This window comes from Pseudanabaena biceps PCC 7429 (assembly GCF_000332215.1).
Classification (GTDB): domain Bacteria; phylum Cyanobacteriota; class Cyanobacteriia; order Pseudanabaenales; family Pseudanabaenaceae; genus Pseudanabaena; species Pseudanabaena biceps.
In genome coordinates this window covers 14,117-36,941 of the sequence record NZ_ALWB01000022.1, presented here as the reverse complement: position 1 = coordinate 36,941, position 22,825 = coordinate 14,117, and the positions used below count along the sequence as shown (strand labels likewise).

Genomic DNA, 22,825 nt, shown 5'->3' with positions numbered 1-22,825 from the left:
CTGCGGCGCACGCGCAGCGTGCGCCGCAGTTTTTATACCAAGTTAAGAAATGGCGTAGCCATTTCTTAACTTGGTATTAGATATAAAGCAAACTTTTAGCTCTCTTATATTTTGGATCCTGCGAGTAGCTTCTCCTATCTATGAACTTTACCGTCGGGAAGGGTCGCGCCTTTGAGAATTGCGCCAACGAGATTAGCACTACTCAACTCGGCACGGTTGAGAATTGCATCTGTCAGATCGGCATCTGCTAGATTTGTCCTTGCGAGATAAGCTTCGATCAGATTTGCTCTGACCATAATCGCTCCCTTCAGATTGGCGCGGCTGAGATCAGCACGGGATAATTTGGCATCCGTGAGATCGGCTCCTTGCATCTGTACTCGGCTGGCTTTGATATCTGCCATAATTGCACCATTGAGGGTAACCCCGTTAAAGTCGGCATCAATTAAGATGGCGCGTTCTAGTTTGGCATTATTTAAAACTGCGCCCACAAGACTAGCACTGCTGAGATTTGCCTCAGTTAGGAATACACCTTGCAGATAAGCATTATTTAACTTGGCTTCGCTGAGGTTCGCGCCACTGAGGGTTGCCTCTTGCAAGTTTGCCCCGCGCAGATCCGCCTTATACAGATCGGCTCCCGATAGATTTGCTCCCCGTAGGTCTGCCCCAGAGAGGTTTGCCCCGATCAAACTGGCGATGCTCCGTTTCTTTCTACTAACATCGATTTCATCCCGATCGCCAACCGCTCGCTCTTGTCTGAGATTTGCGCCACGCATACAAGCACCACCCAGATTTGCCCCACCCAAGTTAATCGTCCGCATATCCGCATCGATTAAGTTAGCATCCATCAAGTTAGCAAGGCTCAGGTTTGCACCAAATAACGTCGTTCCTTGCAAGCTAGCACCATGGAGATCGGCATTAGACAAATTGACGTTACTCAGGCTGGCTTGATTGAGATTTGCACCACAGAGATTTGCCCCTACCATCAAAGCTCCGCGCAGATTTGCCCGAGTTAAACAAGCAAAGGTTAAAACAGTACTATTGAGATAGGCTTTGGATAAGTTGACATCAAGCCAATCCGTGCGGCTGAGATTTGCCCCACTAAGTTTAATGCCACTCAGATTGCATCCGCTAAAGTCGCGATCGCCTTGGGCATAACGTCGCAGGATATCTTGAGAAGTGAGTGCTGCATCCATACCGATCGATCCTTATTAAAGTAGTGGCAATTGACCCATGCCCTTACATTTTATCTAGAGAATGGCGGTGCTTTGCGCCGCTATTCTCTAGATAATCTCTAGATAAACTGACAAGTGTCATCATCGTCACTGCTGCGAAAGATCAAACTAGGCTGGGTAAAGTCCGTATCGTCAGAGGGAGATTGACGACCTTCCGCAGGATGTTGCATCGATTTAACCTCAAGCAGATCGTAGAGAGAGCTAACGGCTTGCAGGATATAGCTAGCTGATTGATCGTAAGCATTGGGTTCGCTTAGCGATCGCGCCGTTTGCCAGATTGATTTTTCCGCCCTATCAAAGGATGCATAGGCATAAAAAAATTGTCGCAGCAACCCATCTAGTCCATGACTGCGTAAATCTTGCCAATTATCGCGATCGGGATCGAAGGGATAGTAAAGTACGGAAAAAAGTAAAATCTTGGCTCGCATAGAACTGGTAAATCGCATCAGTTCTAGCCGTAGGTCAAACAGATCGCTAGCAATTTGGGGATTAAAGGGAATCTTGCGAGGACTTTGTAAATCCATTGGTAATTCTGTTGGCAATTCTGGGTGAATTGCTTTTTGCGGTGAATTGCTGGTTGTCTCTATCGGTAAGGCACAACCATGATTAACATCAGCACGATCGGGATAAAGAGGTTCTAACTTGATCAGCAATAAATTCCCGATCGCTAAATATTCCGTAGGCTTAGAAACTCGTTGTACTGCCCCTTGAATCAATGCGGTCAACTGGGCAAATGTTGGCACAAAGGAAACTAGTTCTCTTAGTAAATTTGTCCAATTTATGCTATTCAACTGGCGGAGATCGCTCTCCCACACATCTTGGTAGGTATAAAATAACAGCTTTTTGAGCCGCATTTGCTGGGTATCGGTATCAATGTCATGGGCAACCCATGCATAAACATCCGATTCATCATAGGCATAGGGATCGATCGCTGCTATTTCATGACCAACTATGCCCAATTCTGAACTCATTTGCATGGAAGTGACATTAACTGCTGCTGGTTCAATTGTCGCTGATTCAATTGTCGCTGGTTCCAAACTATTGAAAGAATTATCAATCGGAGCGATCAGTTGCGCCGAATCTGCATTAATTACTAGATGATTAACTGAATAAACTTCTGGACGACTAGGTGGAGATGGAAGAATGGATGGAGGGGAAGCGACAGGCTCGGCGATCGCCACTGCTGGTTTTTGATACATCTGTGATGCAGCATTAAAAACGATCTTCGCCACGATCAAATATTGGCGCTGCTTTTGTACATCAATTGTTTTAACTGCCTTAACTAAGTTCTCTTTAAGCAATTCGATCGTTGGATATTGCTGATATATGTCCTGAAGTAATTCCCCAAAACTAAAATTATTTAAACGGTTGAGATCGTTTTCCAAAATACCCGTACAAACGAGGCATACGAGCTTCTTTGCCCTGACAGGGTCTTCACACATTTCTAAATCATCGGAGACATCATCGATAAGTTTATCTATCGGACTTTTGATCGTATTTGCGGGAATAGGATTTGGAGGTGCATCAACCGATGGAGCCACTACACTGAGAATCGTGTGAGCGAGCGATCGCGTTAGTAGGGGTTGGAGCGCATCTAAAACTTCACTCGCTGATTGATAGCGCTGCCGAAAGTCAAAACGCACCATTTTATCGAGTACTTCCGCCAAGGTTGGGGTAACTTTGGCAAGATCGCGCCAACAAAACTCACTTGTTATCGGATCTTCAGGAATCTGATTGGGCGATAATCCCGTCAGGGCTTGCAAAGCAATCATCCCGATCGCATAGATATCACTGGCATACATTGTCTTGCCGCTATACTGCTCGTTCGGCATATAGCCAGGAGAGCCAATTACTAAGCTCGAAGTGTTGGTATTGCCTAACTGGCTGATCGGCTGGGTACTGACCTCTTTGACTGCACCAAAATCAATCAAGACGATCTTCTTGTCGCTGGTACGCCGAATCAGATTGCTAGGCTTAAGATCCCGATGAATCACCTGTTGTTGATGAACAAAATCAAGGGTAGGAAGAATATCCGTTAGAAAATCAATCGTATATTGCTCGCCCAAACATTGACCGCGCTTAATCTCTTGGGTTAAAACATCGCCTTCAATGAGTTCTTGGGCGAGAAAAAACTCTTCGTCCTCTTCAAAGTGAGCCAGTAAACTTGGAATGCAATCATGCTTACCCAATCGATAAAGCACCTTTGCCTCTTTATCAAATAGTTCACGAGATATTTTTAAAATTTCTGCTTGTGATGAGGCAGGTTTAAGTTGCTTGATCACACAGGCTGGGCGATCGGGCAAATATCCATCTTCTGCAATAAATGTTTGGCTAAAGCCACCTCCGCCAAGCATCTTAACGATCTTATAGCGCCCAGTCAGGGTTTTACCGAGCATAATCATTTCAGCCAATACTAACTTCAATATTTTTGCACTTCCTTAACGTCCTCGCAAGTTAATTGTCAGGATTTTTTGCAAAATATTTAGAATTATGACACTTAATAGAGAGGTGACGCTTTGCGTCACCTCTCTATAGCAATCAAATAAGACTTCGGCTTCTCTCAACTCATTTAGGATTGCTATAAGTAAGTGGGCTTAATTAAATATAAAACCCTAAAACCTGCGGCGCACGCTGCGCGTGCGCCACAGGTTTTAAATCTTGATTTTAATTATGCCCAGCTACTTATTGCTCAATGTGATTGCCTAGGGCAATAAATCCTGATGGGCTAAAAATTAACGATCTTATTCGGTTTTTTTTGTGATTTCGATCGCATTTTTACAATATCAACATCACAGGATCGAAGATTTGCGATCGCAACAGCAAAAAAATTTTAAAGCGATACTCATAACCATAGAGAAATACCTTTACCGCATTAACAATCTCACTAACAATCCTACTAACAATCACACTAACGCCATGATTCTTAATTCCCTAAACCAAGTTCGCTCGATCATGATTAATACAATCGCTGGCACTGAAAAAGCAATTATGTATTTGGGCAAAATCTTTGTCATCGATAAAGCCTATAACAGTCTCACCGATGCCATTGCAGGATGCAGAAGAGATCTAGACTTGGGCATGGCAATCTTGATTGTACCCGATGCTAACAAGTACTGCGTTTGGGTCGTCATTCCCGACGAGTTAATCGTCAATCCATGCTAAATTTTATCAATGCTAACACGATCGTCAAAGACGAAACATTCTCCTTCCCAAACACTTTCTTCTGGCGGAACTTCTTCAATATATTTGAGAATGCCCCCCTTCAGGTGATATACCTCCCTAAAGCCCTGCGATAACATATAAGCACTAGCCTTTTCACAACGAATTCCTCCCGTGCAGAACATAGCAACTTTTTGATGTTTCTCAGGATCGAGTTGCTCCTTGACGTAGTTAGGGAATTGTCCAAAGACTTCTATATTCGGATCGATCGCGCCCTTGAATGTTCCAAATTCAACTTCGTAGGTATTGCGCGTATCGATCACAATCACCTCAGGATCGGCAATTAAGGTATTCCAATCCTTTGGCTCAACGTATTTCCCAACTCGGTGTCTGGGATCGATATCGGGAACGCCTAAAGTTACAATCTCTTTTTTGAGCCGAACTTTCATGCGTTGAAATGGAACCCCCTGACAATAAGATTCTTTATGCTCCAAATTTTGAAGGCGCGGATCGCTCCGCAGATAATCTAATAGAGCATCAATTGCTTCGCGCTTACCTGCGATCGTCGAGTTGATTCCTTCCTTAGCCAAAAGGATTGTGCCTTTTAATTGGCGATCATCGCAAAACTGTTTGAGGGGAGCCTGCAACGATTCATAATCTAGCAAGTCTGTGAAATGGTAGAAAGCTGCCACTACGCAAAGTTCTGTGCAAAGTTCCATATTTTCTTGGGCACGATCTTGGGCGGTATTGATAATTTGTGCTTGCAGACGATTTATTTGCTTGATCCTACTCATTTACTCAAAAACTTACTAAAGCATCATTCCAATATACAACATTTGCCATAGAAAGCTTGACTAAGCCTTCTTCACCTGTAGTGCACGCTGCGCGCGCACTACAGGTTTTGGGTTTTTATATTTAGTTTCGCCTAGCCACCTCTATCTAAAAAGTTTAATGTATCTATTGATAATTATACCGTTCGTTCGGTACAGTAATTTCGTGCTGAATAAACGGCATAAAAAATATTTCCTCGTTCTTTCTCACCATTAAAAAAACTATGATTAAGCTATACGGTCACGAAATATCGGGTAACTGTTACAAAGTAAGCTTGATGCTGTCGCTGCTCAACCTTGATTATGAATGGGTTAGAGTCGATCTCATGAAGGGCGAGCAAAAGTCAACTGAGTATTTGGCAAAGAATCCCTTTGGGCAAGTGCCTCTACTGGTGGATGGGGATACAAATTTGGCGGATGCTCAGGCTATCCTCATTTATTTGGCGCGTAAATACGGTGGCGAGCAATGGCTTCCAACAGAGGCTTTGCTGATGGCAAGGGTAATGCGCTGGCTCTCGACGGCAGCAGGTGAAGTGCGTCAAGGACCTGAGAGTGCAAGACTGTTCCATCTGTTTGGTGCAGGAACGAATATTAATATCGAACGAGCCACCCAAAAGTCAATTTTCATTCTTCAGCAGATCGATCAGCATCTAACTGAGAGATATTGGCTTGAATGCGATCGCCCTACGGTTGCCGATGTCGCAATCTATCCTTATCTTTCGCTCGCTAAAGATGGTAAAATCGATATCGAACCCTATACTAACATCCTCAATTGGATGGAAAGGATTAAGAAGCTTTCAGGCTATATTCCAATGACAAAAAATGAATAAGTAGCTAAGACCAAAGAGGAGTTAAATTATGCCCCGTCAATTTGGCACGATCGCTTTTACTCCAGCAGTACGAGCAATGCAAGAGAGAATGGGTTCTCGCGAGAATTACCAACGCTTTGTCGATCAGGGTGCGGATAATAATACCGTTACTCCCGACTTAGCGGAATTTATTGCTAGCATGGAGGGATTTTACCTTGGTACGGTCACTGCCAATGGGTATCCTTATATTCAGTTTCGTGGTGGTAAGGCAGGATTTTTAAAGATTCTTGACGAGCGAACTCTAGGGTTTGCCGATTTTCGCGGTAACGTTCAATATATTTCCGTAGGGAATCTTTCGGAAAATGATAAAGCCTTTTTATTTTTGATGGATTATCGCCATCGTCGCCGCCTCAAGATTCTCGGACGCGCTCGCATTATCGAAAACGATCCTACAATTCTCTCGAAAGTAAAAGATCCAAGTTATGCAGCGACAGTAGAACGCGCGATCGTATTTGAGATTGAAGGTTGGGATTGGAATTGTCCGCAACATATTCCTATTCGCTATTCTCAAGCAGAGGTGGATGTGTTGCTGGCAAGAATCCATGAATTAGAAGATCTTTTAAGTAGTTCGGCATAAGTTAAGTAAGTGGGCTTAATTAAATATAAAACCCTAAAACCTGCGGCGCACGCGCAGCGTGCACCGCAGGTTTTAGATCTGGATTTTAATTATGCTGAGGTACTTATATAAATATGTTTTGTATATCACTCGATCAGATGTTGGGACTTGATTAAAAACCTTAATGGAGTAATGCAGCTATGACCCCGATCGCTAAACAGGATCGCAACCTTGCTACGGTAATGAAAAATGATGGTGTTGCCAAAGCCAATACCCATGACAGCATCAATCGGATCTTCAATCGTCTTGAAGATATCAAAAAAGAAATGGGCGAACCATCTTGGTCGGTACGACTCATTTATACCGATATGATGAGTGCCGTAATGATTTGCCAAAAACCGGGAGAAAGCAATCGAACCCATTATCACGCCAATGAGGACGAATGGTGGGTAGTCATGGAAGGTGAGCTAGAGTGGGATATTGATGGGCAAGGAACCTATCGCGCCCAAAAGGATGACATCATTTTTGTACCGCGAAAAGTGATTCATAATATTCGTGTGGTTGGCGATCAACCTTCAATTCGCCTAGCGATCGGGAAGCCTGATGTCAATCATATTTTTGTTGATAACTAGACAAATGGGAGAGAGCAAAGATCTCTCCCATTTGTGTCTTATGGCATTTTAGAATTGCCTGTGGCGGGGAACAAGCAATTATCCCAATTCACGAAAGTGTGACAACACTTTCGTGAATTAAAAACTAAAACTAAGTAGCTGCGCAATTAAATATAAAACCCCACAACCTGTAGCGCACGCGCAGCATGCGCTACAGGTTGTGATTCTGGGTTTTAATTATGCCCAGCTATTTAGTGAGGGTTTTCAAGTAAAGAAATGGCTATGCCATTTCTTTACTTGGTATAACTTGATTGCTGTACTTATAAGTAAATCAAATGACTAAACCACATGAATTTCCCCATGATTTTAAGGGGAAAGTTGCAATGATCACGGGAGCAAGTAGTGGCATCGGACTGGCTGTAGCCGAAGCGATCGCTTGTTATGGAGCGCATACAGTATTTATATCCCGTAGTGGTGCAACGGCGATCGTCTCAAACTTAAATGCATTGGGACAGTCAGCCTTGTCAATTTCCTGTGATGTCTCAGATGAGACCCAAGTTAAAGAGGCGATCGCTACGATATTGCAAAAATATCAACGGATTGACATCTTGATTAATAATGCCGCCATTAACCAAGTCGCCAAGATTGAAGATATTTCCCTTGAAGATTGGAACAAAGTTATGGCAACGAACCTCACTAGCCAGTTTTTATGTTGTAAACATATAGTTCCCATCATGAAACAGCAACGTCATGGCAAAATTATTAATGTCTCCTCCATTGCTGGTAATTTTAGAAGTAAGATATCGGGCATTCATTATGTGGCTTCAAAAGCTGGCGTAATCGGTTTTACGCGACAACTTGCCTACGAATTAGCACCTTTTCAAATTAACGTGAATGCCATTTGTCCGAGCCAAACCTATACCCCAATGTTAGCAGCAACTCTACCACCCGAAGCCGAACAGAAGTTAATCGACTCCATTCCCCTAGGGAGGATTGCCTCTATGGAAGAGCAGGTAAATGTAATTCTTTTTTTAGCATCTCAACTATCTAGCTATATGACAGGGGCGATCGTTGATGTCAATGGAGGACAGCTATAAGTAGCTAGACGTAATTAAATATAAAATCCCAAAAGCTGTAGCCCATGCACAGCATTCACTACAGCTTTTGAATATTGCAATTTCAATTTTTACACTTAGTTCCAATGGTTCAAATCTATGTTCGCGCTAGAAAATCCTCTCTTCATACTCTACGTGAGGTTAATTGGCTGGACTCTTCTCGGTTATGTTTTAGGGAGGCTCCTGCCCAAAATTTATACCACCTATCTGGGTAAATTACTTCTATTTGGATTTGTGCCGATCAGTATTATTTCATTCTTGCGCCAGACGGATTTATCGGGATGGATTGTGATTGCACCAACTACCGCATGGGTTGCGATTCTAGTGGGGGCTGGTTTAGCTTGGATTTGGATTGATTTAGGTTTAAGTGACGAAAGATTTAAAAAGCTTTCAAGGGGGATTACTGCTCAGGAAAAGAACTTTGATAATTCGCCAACTTCGGGGAAAGCCTTAGCGGAGGAAAGTGCTTGGTCGGGAGCCACGCAGGGCAGTTTCTTACTCGCCATGACCTTGGGTAATACTGCCTTTATGGGATATCCTGTCAGCCTTGCCTTAGTGGGACCTCAATATTTTGCATGGTCTCTTTTTTACGATCTCATCGGCTCTACGATCGCAGCTTATTCCGTCGGGATCGCTCTCGCCAGCCGTTTTGGAAGTATGTCCAGCAATCAGCAGGTACCTAATCCCTTCATTTCTATGGCAAAAACTCCTGCATTATGGAGTTTACCTATTGGCTTAGGAATGCGCTTTATACCTTTGCCCACGGTAGTTACATCTAGCATGAATGCGATCGCATGGACAACCGTAACCCTATCGCTGGTCATGATTGGGATGCAGCTTAGCCAGCTCAAAACTCTACGCAATGTTAAACAAGCCCTAACTTGTCTGTCCATTAAGATGTTACTTACTCCATTAGTTGTTGGTACTGGACTAATGTTTTTTGGTGTTACGGGCGAACCTCGGATGGCAATGGTTCTCCAGATGGGAATGCCTCCAGCCTTCTCAACTCTAGTTATCGCTCAAGCTTATAATCTCGATCGCGATTTGACCGTGACAACCTTAGCTTTCGGGGTAGTTCTTTTATTATTCACAATCCCGATTTGGTTGTGGCTATTTTCATGAAAATATAATTTAAATAACTACCAATAAATTTAGTCTCAAGTAAAAAACATTTAAATATGTGGTTTTTACCGTAAAAAACAAGAAGGTTGTGGCATAAAATATCGCAACTATCTTGTGTTTTTTATATATTGATACATTTGGCGATAGCGATATCACCCATAGTTACGTAGACTTAACAGGAATATTTCGCCATAATTGCAAAGCTAATCCAGAAACAAACCTAGATACCAAAACTCTATGCCAAAGTTACTGATCAGTACATCTTCGTTCGATGTCAAAAGCAACCAAATATTGCAGAATTTGCAAGCTCAAGGATTTGAGATCGTTCTCAATCCCTACGGTCGGAAGCTTAAAGAAGCAGAGGTCTTAGAACTTCTTAGTGATGATGTGGTTGGCATGATTGCAGGAGTTGAGCCTCTGACTCGGGAGGTCTTAAAATCAACTCAATCTCTAAAGGTAATCTCGCGTTGTGGTATCGGTACGGATAGTGTCGATCTGAATACTGCGGCAGAGTTGGGAATTCCTGTACATATTACTCCTTCTGCTCCCGTTATTGCTGTTGCGGAATTAACTGTTAGCCTGATCCTTTCCATTTTGAGGCGAACGTCAGAAGCCGATCGCGCCCTCCGCGAAGGAATCTGGAAGCCCCTAATGGGTAGATTACTTGCATCACAGGTTGTCGGAATATTGGGCTATGGCAGAGTTGGTAATCGCGTAGGACAGCTCTTGAAAACTTTTGGGGCAAAGAGAATTGCCCATGATATTTTTTGTGATGCTTCCCTATTTGCCGATACAGTTTGCGTACCATCTTTGGATGAATTTATTCCCAGTGCCACGGTAATTACCATCCATATTCCCTATAACCAAGATAACCATCATCTGGTCGATCGGGATTTTATCAATAAAATGCAGCCTGGCAGCATTTTAATCAATACTTCGAGAGGAGGGCTGGTTGACGAACAGGCTTTGTATGAGGCTCTAGTGTCAGGGCATCTGGCGGGAGCTGCCCTTGATGTCTTTGAAGAGGAGCCCTATCATGGATTACTCCGTACCTTGCCACAGGTGATTTTGACACCTCACATGGGTTCCTATGCGAAGGAAGCTCGCGTACAGATGGAGGAAGAAGCGGCTCAAAATCTACTGAACAGTCTGATTAATCTGGGGCTTGCCAAGGGAGATAGATCGTGAAAGAAAATTCACCACTAGGTCTAGCAGTAGATCGAGTATCAAATCAGGTGTCAAGTCAGGTATCAAATCAGGCGCAATACGATGCAATCGTTTTTGATTTTGATGGTGTCCTTGTTGAGTCAGTAGACGTGAAGACTGAGGCTTTTGGAGCTTTGTATGCTGAATATGGCGATCGCATTGTCGAACAGGTGAGAGCCTATCATATTTTACATGGTGGGGTATCGCGATTTGTCAAGTTTCGCTACTACCATGAAGTTTTACTAGGTAAAACTCTCACTAAAGAAGAAGAGCATTATCTGGGCGAGCGATTCTCGCAATGCGTTGAAGATGCCGTTGTCGCTGCAAAATATGTAATGGGAGCCTATGAATTTTTAGAAAATAATTATCAATCTATCCCTTTATTTGTCGCTTCGGGAACTCCCGATCTGGAATTACAGAGGATCGTGGCGAGACGAAATATGAGCCATTATTTCTTGTCCGTACATGGTTCTCCAGCTTCAAAAGGAGATATTATTCAAAATATCTTGCAGAAGTATAATTTCGATCGCGATCGCGTGTTAATGGTAGGTGATTCTCTCTCCGATTACGAAGGAGCGATCGCTGCGGGTGTAAAATTTATAGGCAGGGTACTGCAATATCCATCGACCGTTCCTTTTACCGCAGATACCATAGTGTTACCAGACTTGTGTAAGTTAGCAGTTTAGCTATAAGTATGGGTTAGTGTTTAGGTATGGGGCGCTTTCTGTCCCATACCTGAGCCTATAGAGCACTACTAAGTAGCTAAGCATAAGTAATACCAATTCACGAAAGTGTGACAACACTTTTGTGAATTAAAAACTAAACCTAGTAAGTTTATACCAAGTTAAGAAATGGCGTAGCCATTTCTTAACTTGGTATAAACTTAAACCTAGAAGAGCGTACCGTCCTCTATGCGGGCGTTACAGGCTGTGATTTTGGCTTTTAATTATGCTGAACTACTTATCGAATTTATATCGATTTTATGCAGTGTGCTTCATTTCTTAATCTTAAAAATCTATGCGTCGTCGTCAGTTTAACCAACTATCACTATCTTTAGCAGGGCTGGGGCTGGCAGCCTGTAGTGATTCCGCAGTTTTAAATTATATAAAATCTGATCGAAAAACTGAAGAAGAGCTTAAAAAAAAGTTTCGGGTTTGGTGGATTCAGAGCTTTTATCCTGCTGAGACTGAGGCGCTCTCACAAATTGTAGCGGAGTGGGAAAAAATCAATAATGTCAAGGTGGAAATTACTTATTATAATGACGGCTCAATCAACCGTGATGCCGAAAATGCCCTAAACAATGGCAAGCCCCCCGACATCTTATTTAGTAACACCGCCGAATTTGCTCTATATCCCAAACTGGCCTGGCAAAACAAATTATTAGATGTAACTGATATTGTCGAACCGATCAAAGATTTATTTAGTCCGATCGCTCTCAAAGCGGTGTCCTACAAAAATGGCGCAACCAATAAACGTAGTTATCACGCTATTCCCATTGCTCAACTAGCAGCGGGATTGCATTATTGGCGCGACCTAGTTGTTGATATGGGACTAAGTGATACCAATATTCCGAGAGATTGGGATGGCTTTTGGAAATTTTGGGAAACTGCTCAAGATCGGGCGAGGAGCAAAGGGAAAAAAGATATTTATGGTATTGGCTTACCCATGTCGCCTGAAGCCACAAACACAGACACTATCTTTATGTTTGAGCAATTTCTGGAAGCCTATGGTGTAGATTTACTTGATGATAATGGTCAACTCCAAATTGATAGTCCTCAAAACTATCAAGGTATTGTTGCTGCCTTAACAAAATATGCTGGATTCTATAAAGATGGGTATGTTCCATCCAAAGCTACGCAATGGACTGATGCGGATAATAATCAGGTATTCCTAAGTAAGAATTCATTCATGACCGCAAATCCAGGACTATCGATTCCTGCTTCGCAACAATTCGATCCTGTAGTCTACAACAAAAAATTAGTCACCACAGAATGGCCCCTAGCTCCTACTAGTAAGCCTCTGAACTATTTAGTGGCGGTGAAACAGGCTGTTATTTTTGCCGATTCTCACAATCAAGCACTGGCAAAGAGTCTGCTCTCCCACATTATCAAACCGAGTAATTTGTTGACATATTTGAAAGGGGCTGGCGGACGATATTTCCCAACTATGCCGAAATTATTGGAAGATCCCTATTATAAAGACTCCCAAGATCCCCATATCCTCACGGCAACCAAACAATTCCAAAATACAGTCTCATTTTATGCTGCCCAGAATCCTGCCTATGCAGATGTGGGCGGGGAAGAAAAGGTGTGGGGGAAAGCGATCAAGTCGGTGGCTCTGGGTGATGCGACCCCAGAGCAAGCAGCTAACATCGCGATCGCGAAAATTAAAGATATTTTTGCTAAGTGGAAGTGAGGATCGAAAATGTTTAACCTATTTAGAAAGCGTTTGCTGCTTCAGCTTGTGGGATATTTCTCAATATTGTCGATTTTTACTGTATTGCTCGTAGCTTTTAGTGCGAATGTTCGCAGTCGTGATGCCCTCAAGCGTTCGGCTTTTGACCGTTTGGCTGTTGCCACATCGCTTAAGGAATCGCAGATTACGCAATGGGTTATCGACCAGCGGCGTGATGTAAATTTAATGACCCAATTACCAGATTTCTTGGCTAATTCAGAAATTGCTTTTACAAAGGATCGCGAATCGCCAGAATTTAAAGCTGCCATCGAATCGCTCCGAAAATTTATGGTGGATATATCGCTGGTTAAGCCGAACATTCGCCAAGTTTCCATTCTCACGAACAACGGGATTACGATCGTTTCCACAGACCCAAAAAAGGAAGGAAAATATCAGCCTTTGGGAAATACCACTACCTACTTGACGCGAGATCAATCACGGGTCGTTGTGCCTAACTTTTATATCTCGCCAATTTCAGGGAAAGCCGCAATGACCTTTGCCGCACCTCTAGCCAATAAAGCAGGCGATCTGATTGGGGTAATCGCTGTAGACCTCGATCTTCAGGGTGTTGATAGAGATATTATTCGCAAAAAAGAAGGTTTAGGTGAGAGTGGCGTAAGTTATATTGTGGGAAGACTAGCTTCCAAAAATATTTTGCTTTCAGGGGAAGAATCCGATAAGGGTGTCTCTCAGGATATTAAGAGCGCTGGGATTGATGCCGCAGCTAAGGGTAAGAATGGGGAAGGTTTGTATCAAAATTATAAAAATGTGCCTGTATTGGGCAGCTTTGTATGGATTGATAACCTCAATCTGGCTTTAATATCGGAAATATCCCAGTCAGAGGCGTTTGAACCAGCCGATCGCTTAGCCAGAGATATTTTGTTAATTGGATTGAGTTCTGCAGGTATTTTGTTGACTGCCGTATATTTAATCGCAAGGCGAATTTCGCAACCAATTTTAGCGATCGCCGATGCTGCCAACCAAGTTTCTCGCGGTAATCTGAATTCGCAAGCCCCCGTATTAACCGAAGATGAGATCGGGATTTTGGCGATCGCCTTTAATCAAATGACCTCACAACTCAAGGCTTCAGGGGAGCAATTAGCTGACTATAGTCGGACGTTGGAGCAAAAGGTCGAACAACGCACTAGTGAGATTAAAGCGATTATCGATAACATGGTCGATGGATTGCTTGTCGTCAATAATGAAGATCGGATTACGCAGTTTAATCCTGCGATCGCAGGTATGATCGGCGTTAGCAGTAGCACGATCTCCAAATCCGATCATTACTATGAAGTATTTAAAGATCAAGCGATCGCCAATCTCCTTAAAAGCACGAGAGAGAACCCCCAACAGGTATTTAGTGAAGAATTCGCACTCCCCGATCGTCGTGTGGGCAAAGCAGTAGCGACTTCGATTTTTACAGAAGCGAATAAATCGACCGAAAATCCTCTTGAATCCCACTATTTGGGTACGGTAATTCTAATTCGCGATATTACCTCTGAGAAGGAAGTAGATCGCATGAAAACCGACTTTATCTCGACCGTCTCCCACGAATTACGAACACCCCTAACTTCTGTCTTAGGATTTGCCAAGTTAATTCAGAAAAAGCTGGATGAAGCAATTTTTCCATTAATTCAGACAGAAGATAAAAAGATCAATCGGAATATTCGTCAAGTTTCGGAAAATCTTGAAATCATAGTTTCTGAAGGAACGAGACTGACAAAACTAATCAATGAGGTTCTTGATGTTGCCAAAATTGAAGCGGGGAAAATGCAATGGAACATGGAGCCATTAAATATTGAAGAAGTGATCGATCGCGCTTTTTCGGCAACTTCCTCTCTCTTTGAGCAAAAGGGCTTAGAACCAGTACGAGAGATTTCTGAGAATCTCCCAGAGATTCATGGTGATAAGGATCGTCTCATCCAAGTTGTAATTAATCTCATTTCTAATGCCGTAAAATTTACTGAACAAGGAGTGATTACCTGTAAAGTAAGGGAAGAAAATCAATCCATTATTGTCAGCGTTATCGATCAAGGTGTTGGCATTTCCGAATCCGATCAGCCTAAGGTTTTTGAGAAATTCAAGCAAGTCGGTGATACCCTTACCGATAAGCCTCAAGGTACGGGTTTAGGGCTGCCAATTTCTAAAGACATTATTACCCATCACGGTGGTAAAATCTGGGTAGAGAGCGAAATCGGTAAAGGTAGTACTTTTTCTTTCTCAATTCCCGTTAGTCCCAAAAGCGAGCCAACCCCTTTAATTAATTTTGATGTTCTGATCGAACAACTCAAGAAGAGAGTGATTGTTGACAGTCATCTTGATGCAGAGAATGGTAATGCCAATTCTAAGAATATCTTGGTAATTGATGACGATGCAAGTATTCGCAGTTTGCTGAGACAGGAACTAGAATCAAAAGGATATACCGTTCGTGAAGCGGGCAATGGGCAAGAAGCGATCGCGAAAGTCCGTGAAATTCGTCCTGACCTGATTACCCTTGATATTCTGATGGAGGGGATTAGCGGTTACGATGTCGCCGCAATCCTCAAATCCGACCCTGCTACCCTAGATATCCCCATTGTTATCGTCTCAGTATTAGATGATAAAGAGCAAGGTAGGCATTTGGGTATCGATAGCTTTGTGACTAAACCTCTAGATATTGCGGTTTTAATGCAAGAAGTAGAACTTCTGCTCTCTGGCAAGCCTCCTATTGGGAAAAAAATCCTAATAGTTGATGATGACAGTAATTCCATCGATTTATTAATGGAAATGTTGCAAAATCAAGGTTTCATTCCTTCTAAAATGTCTTCTCAAGATGATTTGCGTAGCAATACCCTCTTAAATCAGCCTAATGTGATCATTGCTAACACGAAGTTGGCAGCACAGGTGCAGGCGCTCCGAACAGAACAGGGCATGGAACGTATCCGATTTCTATTAATCGCTGATAATTAATTAAACGTGAATTCGAGATAATTTGAAACGGGCTTTGAGAGAGGGTTTGCTACGCAAACCCTCTCTCAAAGCCCAAAAGTAAAAGCCTTGCGTAGCAAGGCTTTTACTTTTGGGCTTTTAAAACTTGTCAGCTTAACTCGAACTGATGTTATTTAGGGTTCGTACAATGGCAAAGCATCTTGCCATTGCGGATAAATTCCCGATTGCCACTGATCTTGGGCGATCGCTAATAAACTTTCGCTTAAAGATAATGGGGGATGAGATTGTTGCGATCTCGCTATAATCTCATCACAGTTAATTCCATACAGAGGGATATTTAACTGTTCACCAAGGGTTCTGGCGACCACAATGCCAATTCTCGTACCAGTAAAGCTGCCGATACCAGTGGCGATCGCTAAAAAAACAAAATCATGCCATGAAATATCACCCACAAACATATTCAAGCAGTCATGCAACTGCACAGATAATTCTCTGCCTAGTTCCCATGACTGCTGTTTGTGAGTGATATAAACTTGAGAACCACGATCAGCGTTTGGGTTAATCTCCGCGATCGCAAGCTCTAACTTTGTGGTGGTTGTGTGTAAGGCAAGGGCAAAATGTGGGGTCATGATCTTGAGAAAACTGGGATATAATCACCAGAATTCAACTTAGAACTTACCAATTCCAGCACCAGTGTCCGCAGCACCTGTATCGGCTGCACCCGTGTCCGCAGCTCCATTGGATTCAGAATCTTCAGGATCGTTATAGCTGCCCATTGGTCTTCTACGCCCAAAGCGACCCATAGGGGTGCGCTTGCGAAACTTACGCGCATACGCTTGGTTGCGAAGAGCTTTTTCTTTTTTCTGATTGCGGCGCTTAGCCATTTTAAACCGTTGTACCCCTTAGAGATTGAGTCTATTTAAGCTAACACAAAACGAGAAATAGGCAAAGACAAATTAATCGATCCATTCATTGTCCAGCTTTTCATCGCGAAACAGGATGCGATCGAAACCTTCGCTCAGGGTCGGTGGCGTATAGGATAGGGTGCGATACATGTCCACCACGATATCATCGGGAACAACGCGATCGCGCGTCTCATTGCGGGATAGGCAGATCCAGAGGGGTACATTGAGCCAAATTCCAGTAATAGGCTTAAACCCATTTTCCTTAGCTAGGTAAATAATGTTTTTCCGATATTCGCGTTTATAGTTTGTGGCATCATATATTACAGATTGTTGCGACTTCGCGGCATTTGTAAATTCTTGTTGTATTTGCTCCCAAATCTCTGCCCAATCTCCTTGGGTCGCGGCTGAGCCGTAAAGTGAAGCGCGAATGCGATCGGGGCTAATTAACTTAGTCTGGATCTGGTTATTCTGATTAGAAGCACGCATCATTTTTTCAGCAAGGCTAGATTTCCCACTTGCAGGTACACCAATCAGAATAATTACACTTGCCATGAAGATTGCAACAAAAAGCTAAATAGTTACGAAATTAGTTTTTACTAAGTAGCTGGGCATAATTAAAATCCAGATCTAAAACCTGCGGCGCACGCTGCGCGTGCGCCGCAGGTTTTAGGGTTCTATAGTTAATTAAGCCCACTTACTTAACTATAGTAACTAGTAACCTCAAAAAACTGCGAAAACGATTCTCAAATTAACCCTAGTCAAACTGAAATATGTCTACCCTCTACGATTTCAAAATTACTAACATTGATGGTCAGCCAGTTGATCTTGCCCAGTACAAAGGTAAAGTTGCTTTAGTAGTTAACGTTGCCTCTAAGTGTGGCTACACCAAGCAATACAAGGGGTTAGAAGCGCTTTACCGTGAATACAAAGATCGCGGCTTCGAGATTCTAGGATTCCCTAGCAATGACTTTGGGGCTCAGGAGCCAGGCTCGGAAGCAGAAATCAAAGGATTCTGCTCTCTCAACTATGACGTAACCTTTGACATGTTCAGTAAGGTAGCTGTTAAGGGTGCTAACATGGTGGATATTTATAAATATCTTACGGATACGACAGGTAACCAAGTGCAATGGAACTTCAACAAGTTTCTTGTCGATAAAAATGGCAATGTTGTAAAGTACTACCCCTCCAATGTTGCTCCTGAAGATGCAGGTTTGCGTAAAGATATCGAAGCTATTTTAGGTTAGTTCTTAGTTGTAAGTAGTTCGGCGTAATTAAAAAACAAAACCAGAGAGCATACCGCCCGCTAAGCGGACGGTATGCTCTTCTAGGTTTTAAGTTTACTTATGCCTAAAAAGGCAGACTATTTAACCTGCCCTTTACTTTTAGAGGTGTTTAAGCTCACACATCAAGACTCAATACTTCTGTAGTCTAGTTATTAATAATTTATGTTAGTTGTTTGGTGGCGATCTGTTGAGAGAGGCTTCGATCTTGCTCAGCCATCGGGATACCTTGGCTGAGCAAGGTCGAAGCCCTATTTTTCTCATAAGTACCTCAGCATAATTAAAATCTAGATCTAAAACCTGAGGTGCACGCTGCGCCTGCTCCACAGATTTTAGGGTTTTATATTTAATTAAGCTCACTTACTTAAGTGAAATAGTAATGCTAAGTAGTTCAGCATAATTAAAACCCAAAACCAGAGAGCGTACCGCCCGCTACGCGGACGGTACGCTCTTCTAGGTTTTAAATTTACTTATTCCTTAGCTACCTAGGCACTTGCGGATAAGAAATGTTTCGCCACGTTACATAGCTTCGCCTACACTCAGCTAACGCTGGCTGAGTGTAGGCGAAACCACAGGTACTTTAATTAATAGCAAGTCCCTTATATGTTTTGTCAACAACTGATATGAATTCGCTAACAATTTGAAAAAATAATAGCTTTGTACCTATGACTAGAGTAAAAAAAGATCTAATTCAGAAAAATGCAAATGTGCCAGAAGTTGATGTCATTGAGCCTGCAATTGCACTGTTAGATCCTTCAGAAGAGAATTTAAAAGATACCGTAGAGGTCGTTAGCCCAGTTTCGACAGGAGTAGTATTAACCGAGAAAAAAAGTAAAAAAGTATCTGAGAAACCCGTGTACCTTTTTAATCGAGAGTTAAGCTGGATTGCTTTTAATAAGAGAGTTTTGAGTGAGGGGATTGATTCTCGCACTCCATTACTTGAACGAGCTAAATTCTTCGCGATTTTTAGTACTAACCTTGATGAGTTCTTTATGGTTAGAGTCGCAAGGGTGAAGAAAAAGTTTGCGGAGCAGATGGATGTTATTACCGATGATGGACTCAATCTAGAAGCTCAATTACAGGCAATCCGACAGGCTCTTGTGCCTTTGATCTCCATGCAACATGAGTTTTTTGAGAACGTGCTGCGTCCAGAATTACATCGACATGGGGTGAAGCTGTTAGATTACAAGGATATTGATAAAAAGCATCAACGCTATCTCAAAACCTATTTTCAGGAAAAATTATTTCCCGTTCTCACGCCCTTGGCGGTCGATCCTGCCCATCCATTTCCCTATATTTCTAATCTTAGCTTGAACTTGGTTGTCATTGTTCGCGATCGCGAGACTGGTGAGAAGAATTTTGCACGGGTTAAGGTTCCCAATGTATTGCCTCGGTTTGTGAAAATTCCTGAGACCGACGATCATACTTTTGTTCCCTTAGAGCAGGTAATTGCCCATAATCTCGAATCGCTATTTCTGGGAATGGAGATTTTGAGTTACTATCCATTTCGGATTACCCGCGATGCAGAACTGGATATTGAAGAAGAAGAAGCGGATGATTTGATTTCGGCGCTACAGGAAGAACTACGCAAGCAAAAGTTTGGTCCAGTTGTCCGCATGGAGATTGCCGATGATATTCCACCCGAAATTCGCAAGGAATTAATTTCTCAACTGGGTATTACCGAAGCGGACGTTTATGATATTCCAGGATTGATCGGCTTAGGGGCATTGATGGCGATCGCTTTTTTGCCGTTACCTGAGCATCAGGACAAACCTTGGAAATCGGTGACGCATCCTCGATTAAAGGAAAGGGAAGATGATGAGAAAAATATTTTTGAAATCATTCAGGAGGGAGACTTTCTCGTTCATCATCCCTATCAGTCCTTTACAACGACGGTACAGCGATTTATTGAAGATGCTGCGAACGATCCTAATGTCCTTGCCATCAAGCAAACTCTCTATCGTACCTCTGGGGATTCTCCCATTGTCCATGCCCTAATTCGTGCGGCGGAAAATGGCAAACAGGTAGCGGTATTGGTGGAGTTAAAGGCAAGATTTGATGAGGCAAATAATATTCTCTGGGCGAGAAAGCTGGAGAATGCGGGAGTACATGTTGTCTATGGGCTGAAGAATCTCAAAACCCATACTAAGACGGCTTTGGTGGTGCGTCAGGAAGGCGATCGTCTTGTACGCTACGTTCATATTGGTACGGGTAACTATAACCCCAAAACCGCTAGATTTTATAGCGATCTAGGCATTTTTAGCTGCTGTAATGAGTTAGGAGCTGATTTAACAGATTTGTTTAACTATTTGACAGGATATTCCCGTCAAAGGGACTATCGCAAGCTATTAGTTGCCCCTGTAAACATGCGGGAGAGGTTTCTCCAACTGATTCATCGTGAAATTGAGCATCAAAAGCAGGGCTATCCTTCCTACATTATCGCGAAGATGAATTCACTGGTCGATCCTGAAATTATCATGGCTCTCTATGAGGCTTCTCAGGTAGGTGTGAATATCGATCTGATCATTCGTGGTATCTGCTGCATTCGTCCCAAGGTTAAGGGCTTGAGCGATCGCATTCGCGTAATTAGCGTGATTGGGCGTTTCCTTGAGCATTCGCGGATTTTCTATTTTAGTAATGGTGGTGACGAGCAGGTATATATCGGTAGTGCAGACTGGATGCCGCGCAATCTTGATGCTCGTGTAGAAGTAATTACCCCCATTGAAAATACATCTTTGATTAAAGAGTTGAAACAAATTCTCGAAATTATCCTCGCCGATAATCGCCAAGCTTGGGATCTCAGTTCTGATGGAACCTATACCCAGCGAGTTCCTAAGGATGGAGAACCTGAGATGAGTTCTCAAAAACATTTTATGTCACAGGGTAGACCTGAATTTGCCTGATAACGCATCTTAAGATAAAGGGATGGGCGGCGCAAAGCGCCGCCCATCCCTATTTATACCAGTTCACGAAAGTGTGACAACACTTTTGTGAATTACAGCAATTATCGATCAAACGAACCACAAGGAAATTTTTGAAAGCGTTGCGAAGCAACGCTTTCAAAAATTTCCTTGGTTTGGGTGTGAGCGCAAAGCGCTGTAAAAGCCAAACCTAGTAAGGGTTTTCAAAGCTCAAAATGGCGTAGCCATTTTGAGCTGTTATACAAGATCTTTGGGCTTGACACCGAGCTTCTCAAACATAATGCTATCTTCTTGCCAATCTGGATTGGCGGTAGTCAGAAGTTTCTCACTAGAGAAGATAGAATTAGCGCCTGCGAGGAAGCAGAGAGCTTGATCGGAGGTACTCAAGCGATCGCGTCCTGCGGAAAGGCGCACGATCGCTTTAGGCATTAATACCCTTGCCGTTGCCACCATTCTGACGATGACAAGCGGATCGATCGCTTCGAGATCGCCAAAGGGAGTTCCCTTGACCGCCGATAGAGCGTTAATAGGGACTGACTCTGGTTGAGGGGTGAGATTGGCTAAGGTATACAAAAGATCAATGCGATCGCGATCGGTCTCGCCCATGCCGACAATACCGCCACAACAAACTTGAATCCCCGCCTCAGCTACATACTGAATGGTTTCGAGCCGATCGCGATAGGTGCGAGTCGTAATAATTTCGGGATAGAAACTTTCAGAAGTATCAAGATTGTGGTTATAGGCCGTTAGCCCTGCTTTGGCTAAGCGATGAGCCTGTTCGGGACGCAACATCCCCATCGTTACGCAAGCTTCCATTCCCATGCCTGCGACCGCTTCCACCATTTGGATTACGCGATCGAACTCTTCTCCATCGGGAGCATTGCGCCATGCGGCTCCCATACAGAAGCGGGTTGCACCATGTTTCTTTGCTTCGCGAGCTTGATCGATCACCTCATCTAAGGGGAGGAGCGGATAGGTTTCTACCTCTGTAGGATAACGAGCGCTTTGAGGGCAATACTTGCAATCTTCGGGACATCGCCCTGACTTAATGTTTGATAGCGTACATAATTGGACAGTATCGGTTTGGTGATATTGGCGATGGACTGATTGCGCCTCAAATACTAGAGACAACAAAGGCTGGTGGTAAAGCTTGGTAACGGATTCAAGGGAAATCAAGGGAATATTTATGCTTACAATATAGAGGATCGCGACAGCCCCATTGTACTGCGAAAAGTGCAGTGCAAGATACGGCGAAAAGTGTCGCGCAAGGTGCGGCGAAAAGTACTTTAGAAAGCTATTTTAAAAAGCTATTTTAAAAAGGTAAGTACCTCAGCACAATTAAAATCCAGAGCTAAAACCTGTGGCGCACGCTGCGCGTGCGCCACAGGTTTTAGGTTTTTATATTGTGAAAAAATGCTGATTTAGAAAGCGATCGCCACACATCTTCAAATTATGACGGGGCGTAATAAGACGAAAACATGAAATAAACGGGGTAGTCCTAAAAGGAAAGGAGATGCATGGTCAAGCATTGCGTTTGTTTGCTAGCTAGCCAGTCTTAAACTGTTGTGCCAATTGCTATATTAGAATTAATTAAAGTGAAGCATTAGTACACGGGAATTAACGAAAGCATCTAAACC

General features: G+C 43.0%; 19 protein-coding genes. 12 read left to right on the top strand and 7 right to left on the bottom strand.

Annotated features, from left to right (window positions below; translation table 11 throughout):
* Window positions 1–134 precede the first annotated feature (134 nt).
* Window positions 135–1,193, bottom strand: coding sequence for a pentapeptide repeat-containing protein (locus tag PSE7429_RS04380; RefSeq protein ID WP_009625856.1), 1,059 nt, complete (start codon window positions 1,191–1,193; stop codon window positions 135–137).
* Between the two features lie 98 nt (window positions 1,194–1,291).
* Window positions 1,292–3,628 (bottom strand): serine/threonine-protein kinase, encoded by a 2,337-nt coding sequence (locus PSE7429_RS23305; RefSeq protein WP_009625855.1) that lies wholly within the window; start codon window positions 3,626–3,628, stop codon window positions 1,292–1,294.
* A 361-nt stretch (window positions 3,629–3,989) separates the two neighbouring features.
* Between PSE7429_RS23305 and PSE7429_RS27055 the strand changes: the two genes are divergently transcribed.
* Window positions 3,990–4,394: a hypothetical protein gene (locus PSE7429_RS27055; RefSeq protein WP_040687262.1), complete on the top strand. Its 405-nt coding sequence runs from the start codon at window positions 3,990–3,992 to the stop codon at window positions 4,392–4,394.
* On the opposite strand, the gene trhO is transcribed toward PSE7429_RS27055, so the two are convergent.
* Window positions 4,391–5,185, bottom strand: a complete 795-nt coding sequence (trhO, locus tag PSE7429_RS04365) for an oxygen-dependent tRNA uridine(34) hydroxylase TrhO (protein WP_009625853.1) — start codon at window positions 5,183–5,185, stop codon at window positions 4,391–4,393. The two genes, PSE7429_RS27055 and trhO, sit on opposite strands and share 4 nt — an antisense overlap.
* Before the next feature lie 260 nt (window positions 5,186–5,445).
* Between trhO and PSE7429_RS04360 the strand changes: the two genes are divergently transcribed.
* From PSE7429_RS04360 to PSE7429_RS04320, 9 genes are all read left to right on the top strand, one after another.
* Window positions 5,446–6,051, top strand: coding sequence for a glutathione S-transferase family protein (locus PSE7429_RS04360; RefSeq protein ID WP_009625852.1), 606 nt, complete (start codon window positions 5,446–5,448; stop codon window positions 6,049–6,051).
* A 28-nt stretch (window positions 6,052–6,079) separates the two neighbouring features.
* Window positions 6,080–6,667 carry a pyridoxamine 5'-phosphate oxidase family protein gene (locus tag PSE7429_RS04355; protein WP_009625851.1) on the top strand — a complete coding sequence of 196 codons (588 nt, stop codon included), beginning with the start codon at window positions 6,080–6,082 and terminating at the stop codon, window positions 6,665–6,667.
* A gap of 179 nt (window positions 6,668–6,846) precedes the next feature.
* Entirely contained in the window at window positions 6,847–7,278 is a 432-nt protein-coding gene (locus tag PSE7429_RS23300) for a cupin domain-containing protein (protein ID WP_009625850.1), read from the top strand.
* A gap of 314 nt (window positions 7,279–7,592) precedes the next feature.
* Window positions 7,593–8,354 (top strand): SDR family NAD(P)-dependent oxidoreductase, encoded by a 762-nt coding sequence (locus PSE7429_RS04345; protein WP_009625849.1) that lies wholly within the window; start codon window positions 7,593–7,595, stop codon window positions 8,352–8,354.
* A gap of 117 nt (window positions 8,355–8,471) precedes the next feature.
* On the top strand, window positions 8,472–9,494 hold the full coding sequence (locus PSE7429_RS04340) for an AEC family transporter (protein ID WP_009625848.1): 1,023 nt from the start codon (window positions 8,472–8,474) through the stop codon (window positions 9,492–9,494).
* Between the two features lie 237 nt (window positions 9,495–9,731).
* Entirely contained in the window at window positions 9,732–10,682 is a 951-nt protein-coding gene (locus PSE7429_RS04335) for a phosphoglycerate dehydrogenase (protein WP_009625847.1), read from the top strand.
* A complete protein-coding gene (locus tag PSE7429_RS04330) occupies window positions 10,679–11,386 on the top strand; it encodes an HAD family hydrolase (protein WP_009625846.1) in 708 nt (235 codons plus the stop codon). The genes PSE7429_RS04335 and PSE7429_RS04330 overlap by 4 nt, the downstream gene beginning before the upstream one ends.
* A 331-nt stretch (window positions 11,387–11,717) precedes the next feature.
* Entirely contained in the window at window positions 11,718–13,115 is a 1,398-nt protein-coding gene (locus tag PSE7429_RS04325) for an ABC transporter substrate-binding protein (protein WP_009625845.1), read from the top strand.
* A gap of 9 nt (window positions 13,116–13,124) precedes the next feature.
* Window positions 13,125–16,103: an ATP-binding protein gene (locus tag PSE7429_RS04320; RefSeq protein ID WP_009625844.1), complete on the top strand. Its 2,979-nt coding sequence runs from the start codon at window positions 13,125–13,127 to the stop codon at window positions 16,101–16,103.
* Window positions 16,104–16,255: 152 nt separating this feature from the next.
* On the opposite strand, the gene PSE7429_RS04315 is transcribed toward PSE7429_RS04320, so the two are convergent.
* The 3 genes from PSE7429_RS04315 to PSE7429_RS04305 all read right to left on the bottom strand — a co-directional run bounded on the left by PSE7429_RS04315 (window position 16,256) and on the right by PSE7429_RS04305 (window position 17,539).
* Window positions 16,256–16,711: a hypothetical protein gene (locus PSE7429_RS04315; protein WP_009625843.1), complete on the bottom strand. Its 456-nt coding sequence runs from the start codon at window positions 16,709–16,711 to the stop codon at window positions 16,256–16,258.
* Window positions 16,712–16,750: 39 nt separating this feature from the next.
* Entirely contained in the window at window positions 16,751–16,966 is a 216-nt protein-coding gene (locus PSE7429_RS04310; RefSeq protein ID WP_009625842.1) for a hypothetical protein, read from the bottom strand.
* A gap of 72 nt (window positions 16,967–17,038) precedes the next feature.
* Window positions 17,039–17,539, bottom strand: a complete 501-nt coding sequence (locus PSE7429_RS04305) for an AAA family ATPase (protein ID WP_009625841.1) — start codon at window positions 17,537–17,539, stop codon at window positions 17,039–17,041.
* Between the two features lie 218 nt (window positions 17,540–17,757).
* Here PSE7429_RS04305 and PSE7429_RS04300 point away from each other — a divergent pair, with 218 nt between their 5' ends.
* Window positions 17,758–18,231, top strand: a complete 474-nt coding sequence (locus tag PSE7429_RS04300; RefSeq protein WP_009625840.1) for a glutathione peroxidase — start codon at window positions 17,758–17,760, stop codon at window positions 18,229–18,231.
* Between the two features lie 701 nt (window positions 18,232–18,932).
* Window positions 18,933–21,170, top strand: a complete 2,238-nt coding sequence (gene ppk1, locus PSE7429_RS04295) for a polyphosphate kinase 1 (RefSeq protein ID WP_009625839.1) — start codon at window positions 18,933–18,935, stop codon at window positions 21,168–21,170.
* Between the two features lie 255 nt (window positions 21,171–21,425).
* On the opposite strand, the gene bioB is transcribed toward ppk1, so the two are convergent.
* Window positions 21,426–22,364, bottom strand: a complete 939-nt coding sequence (gene bioB / locus PSE7429_RS04290; RefSeq protein ID WP_009625838.1) for a biotin synthase BioB — start codon at window positions 22,362–22,364, stop codon at window positions 21,426–21,428.
* Window positions 22,365–22,825 lie beyond the last annotated feature (461 nt).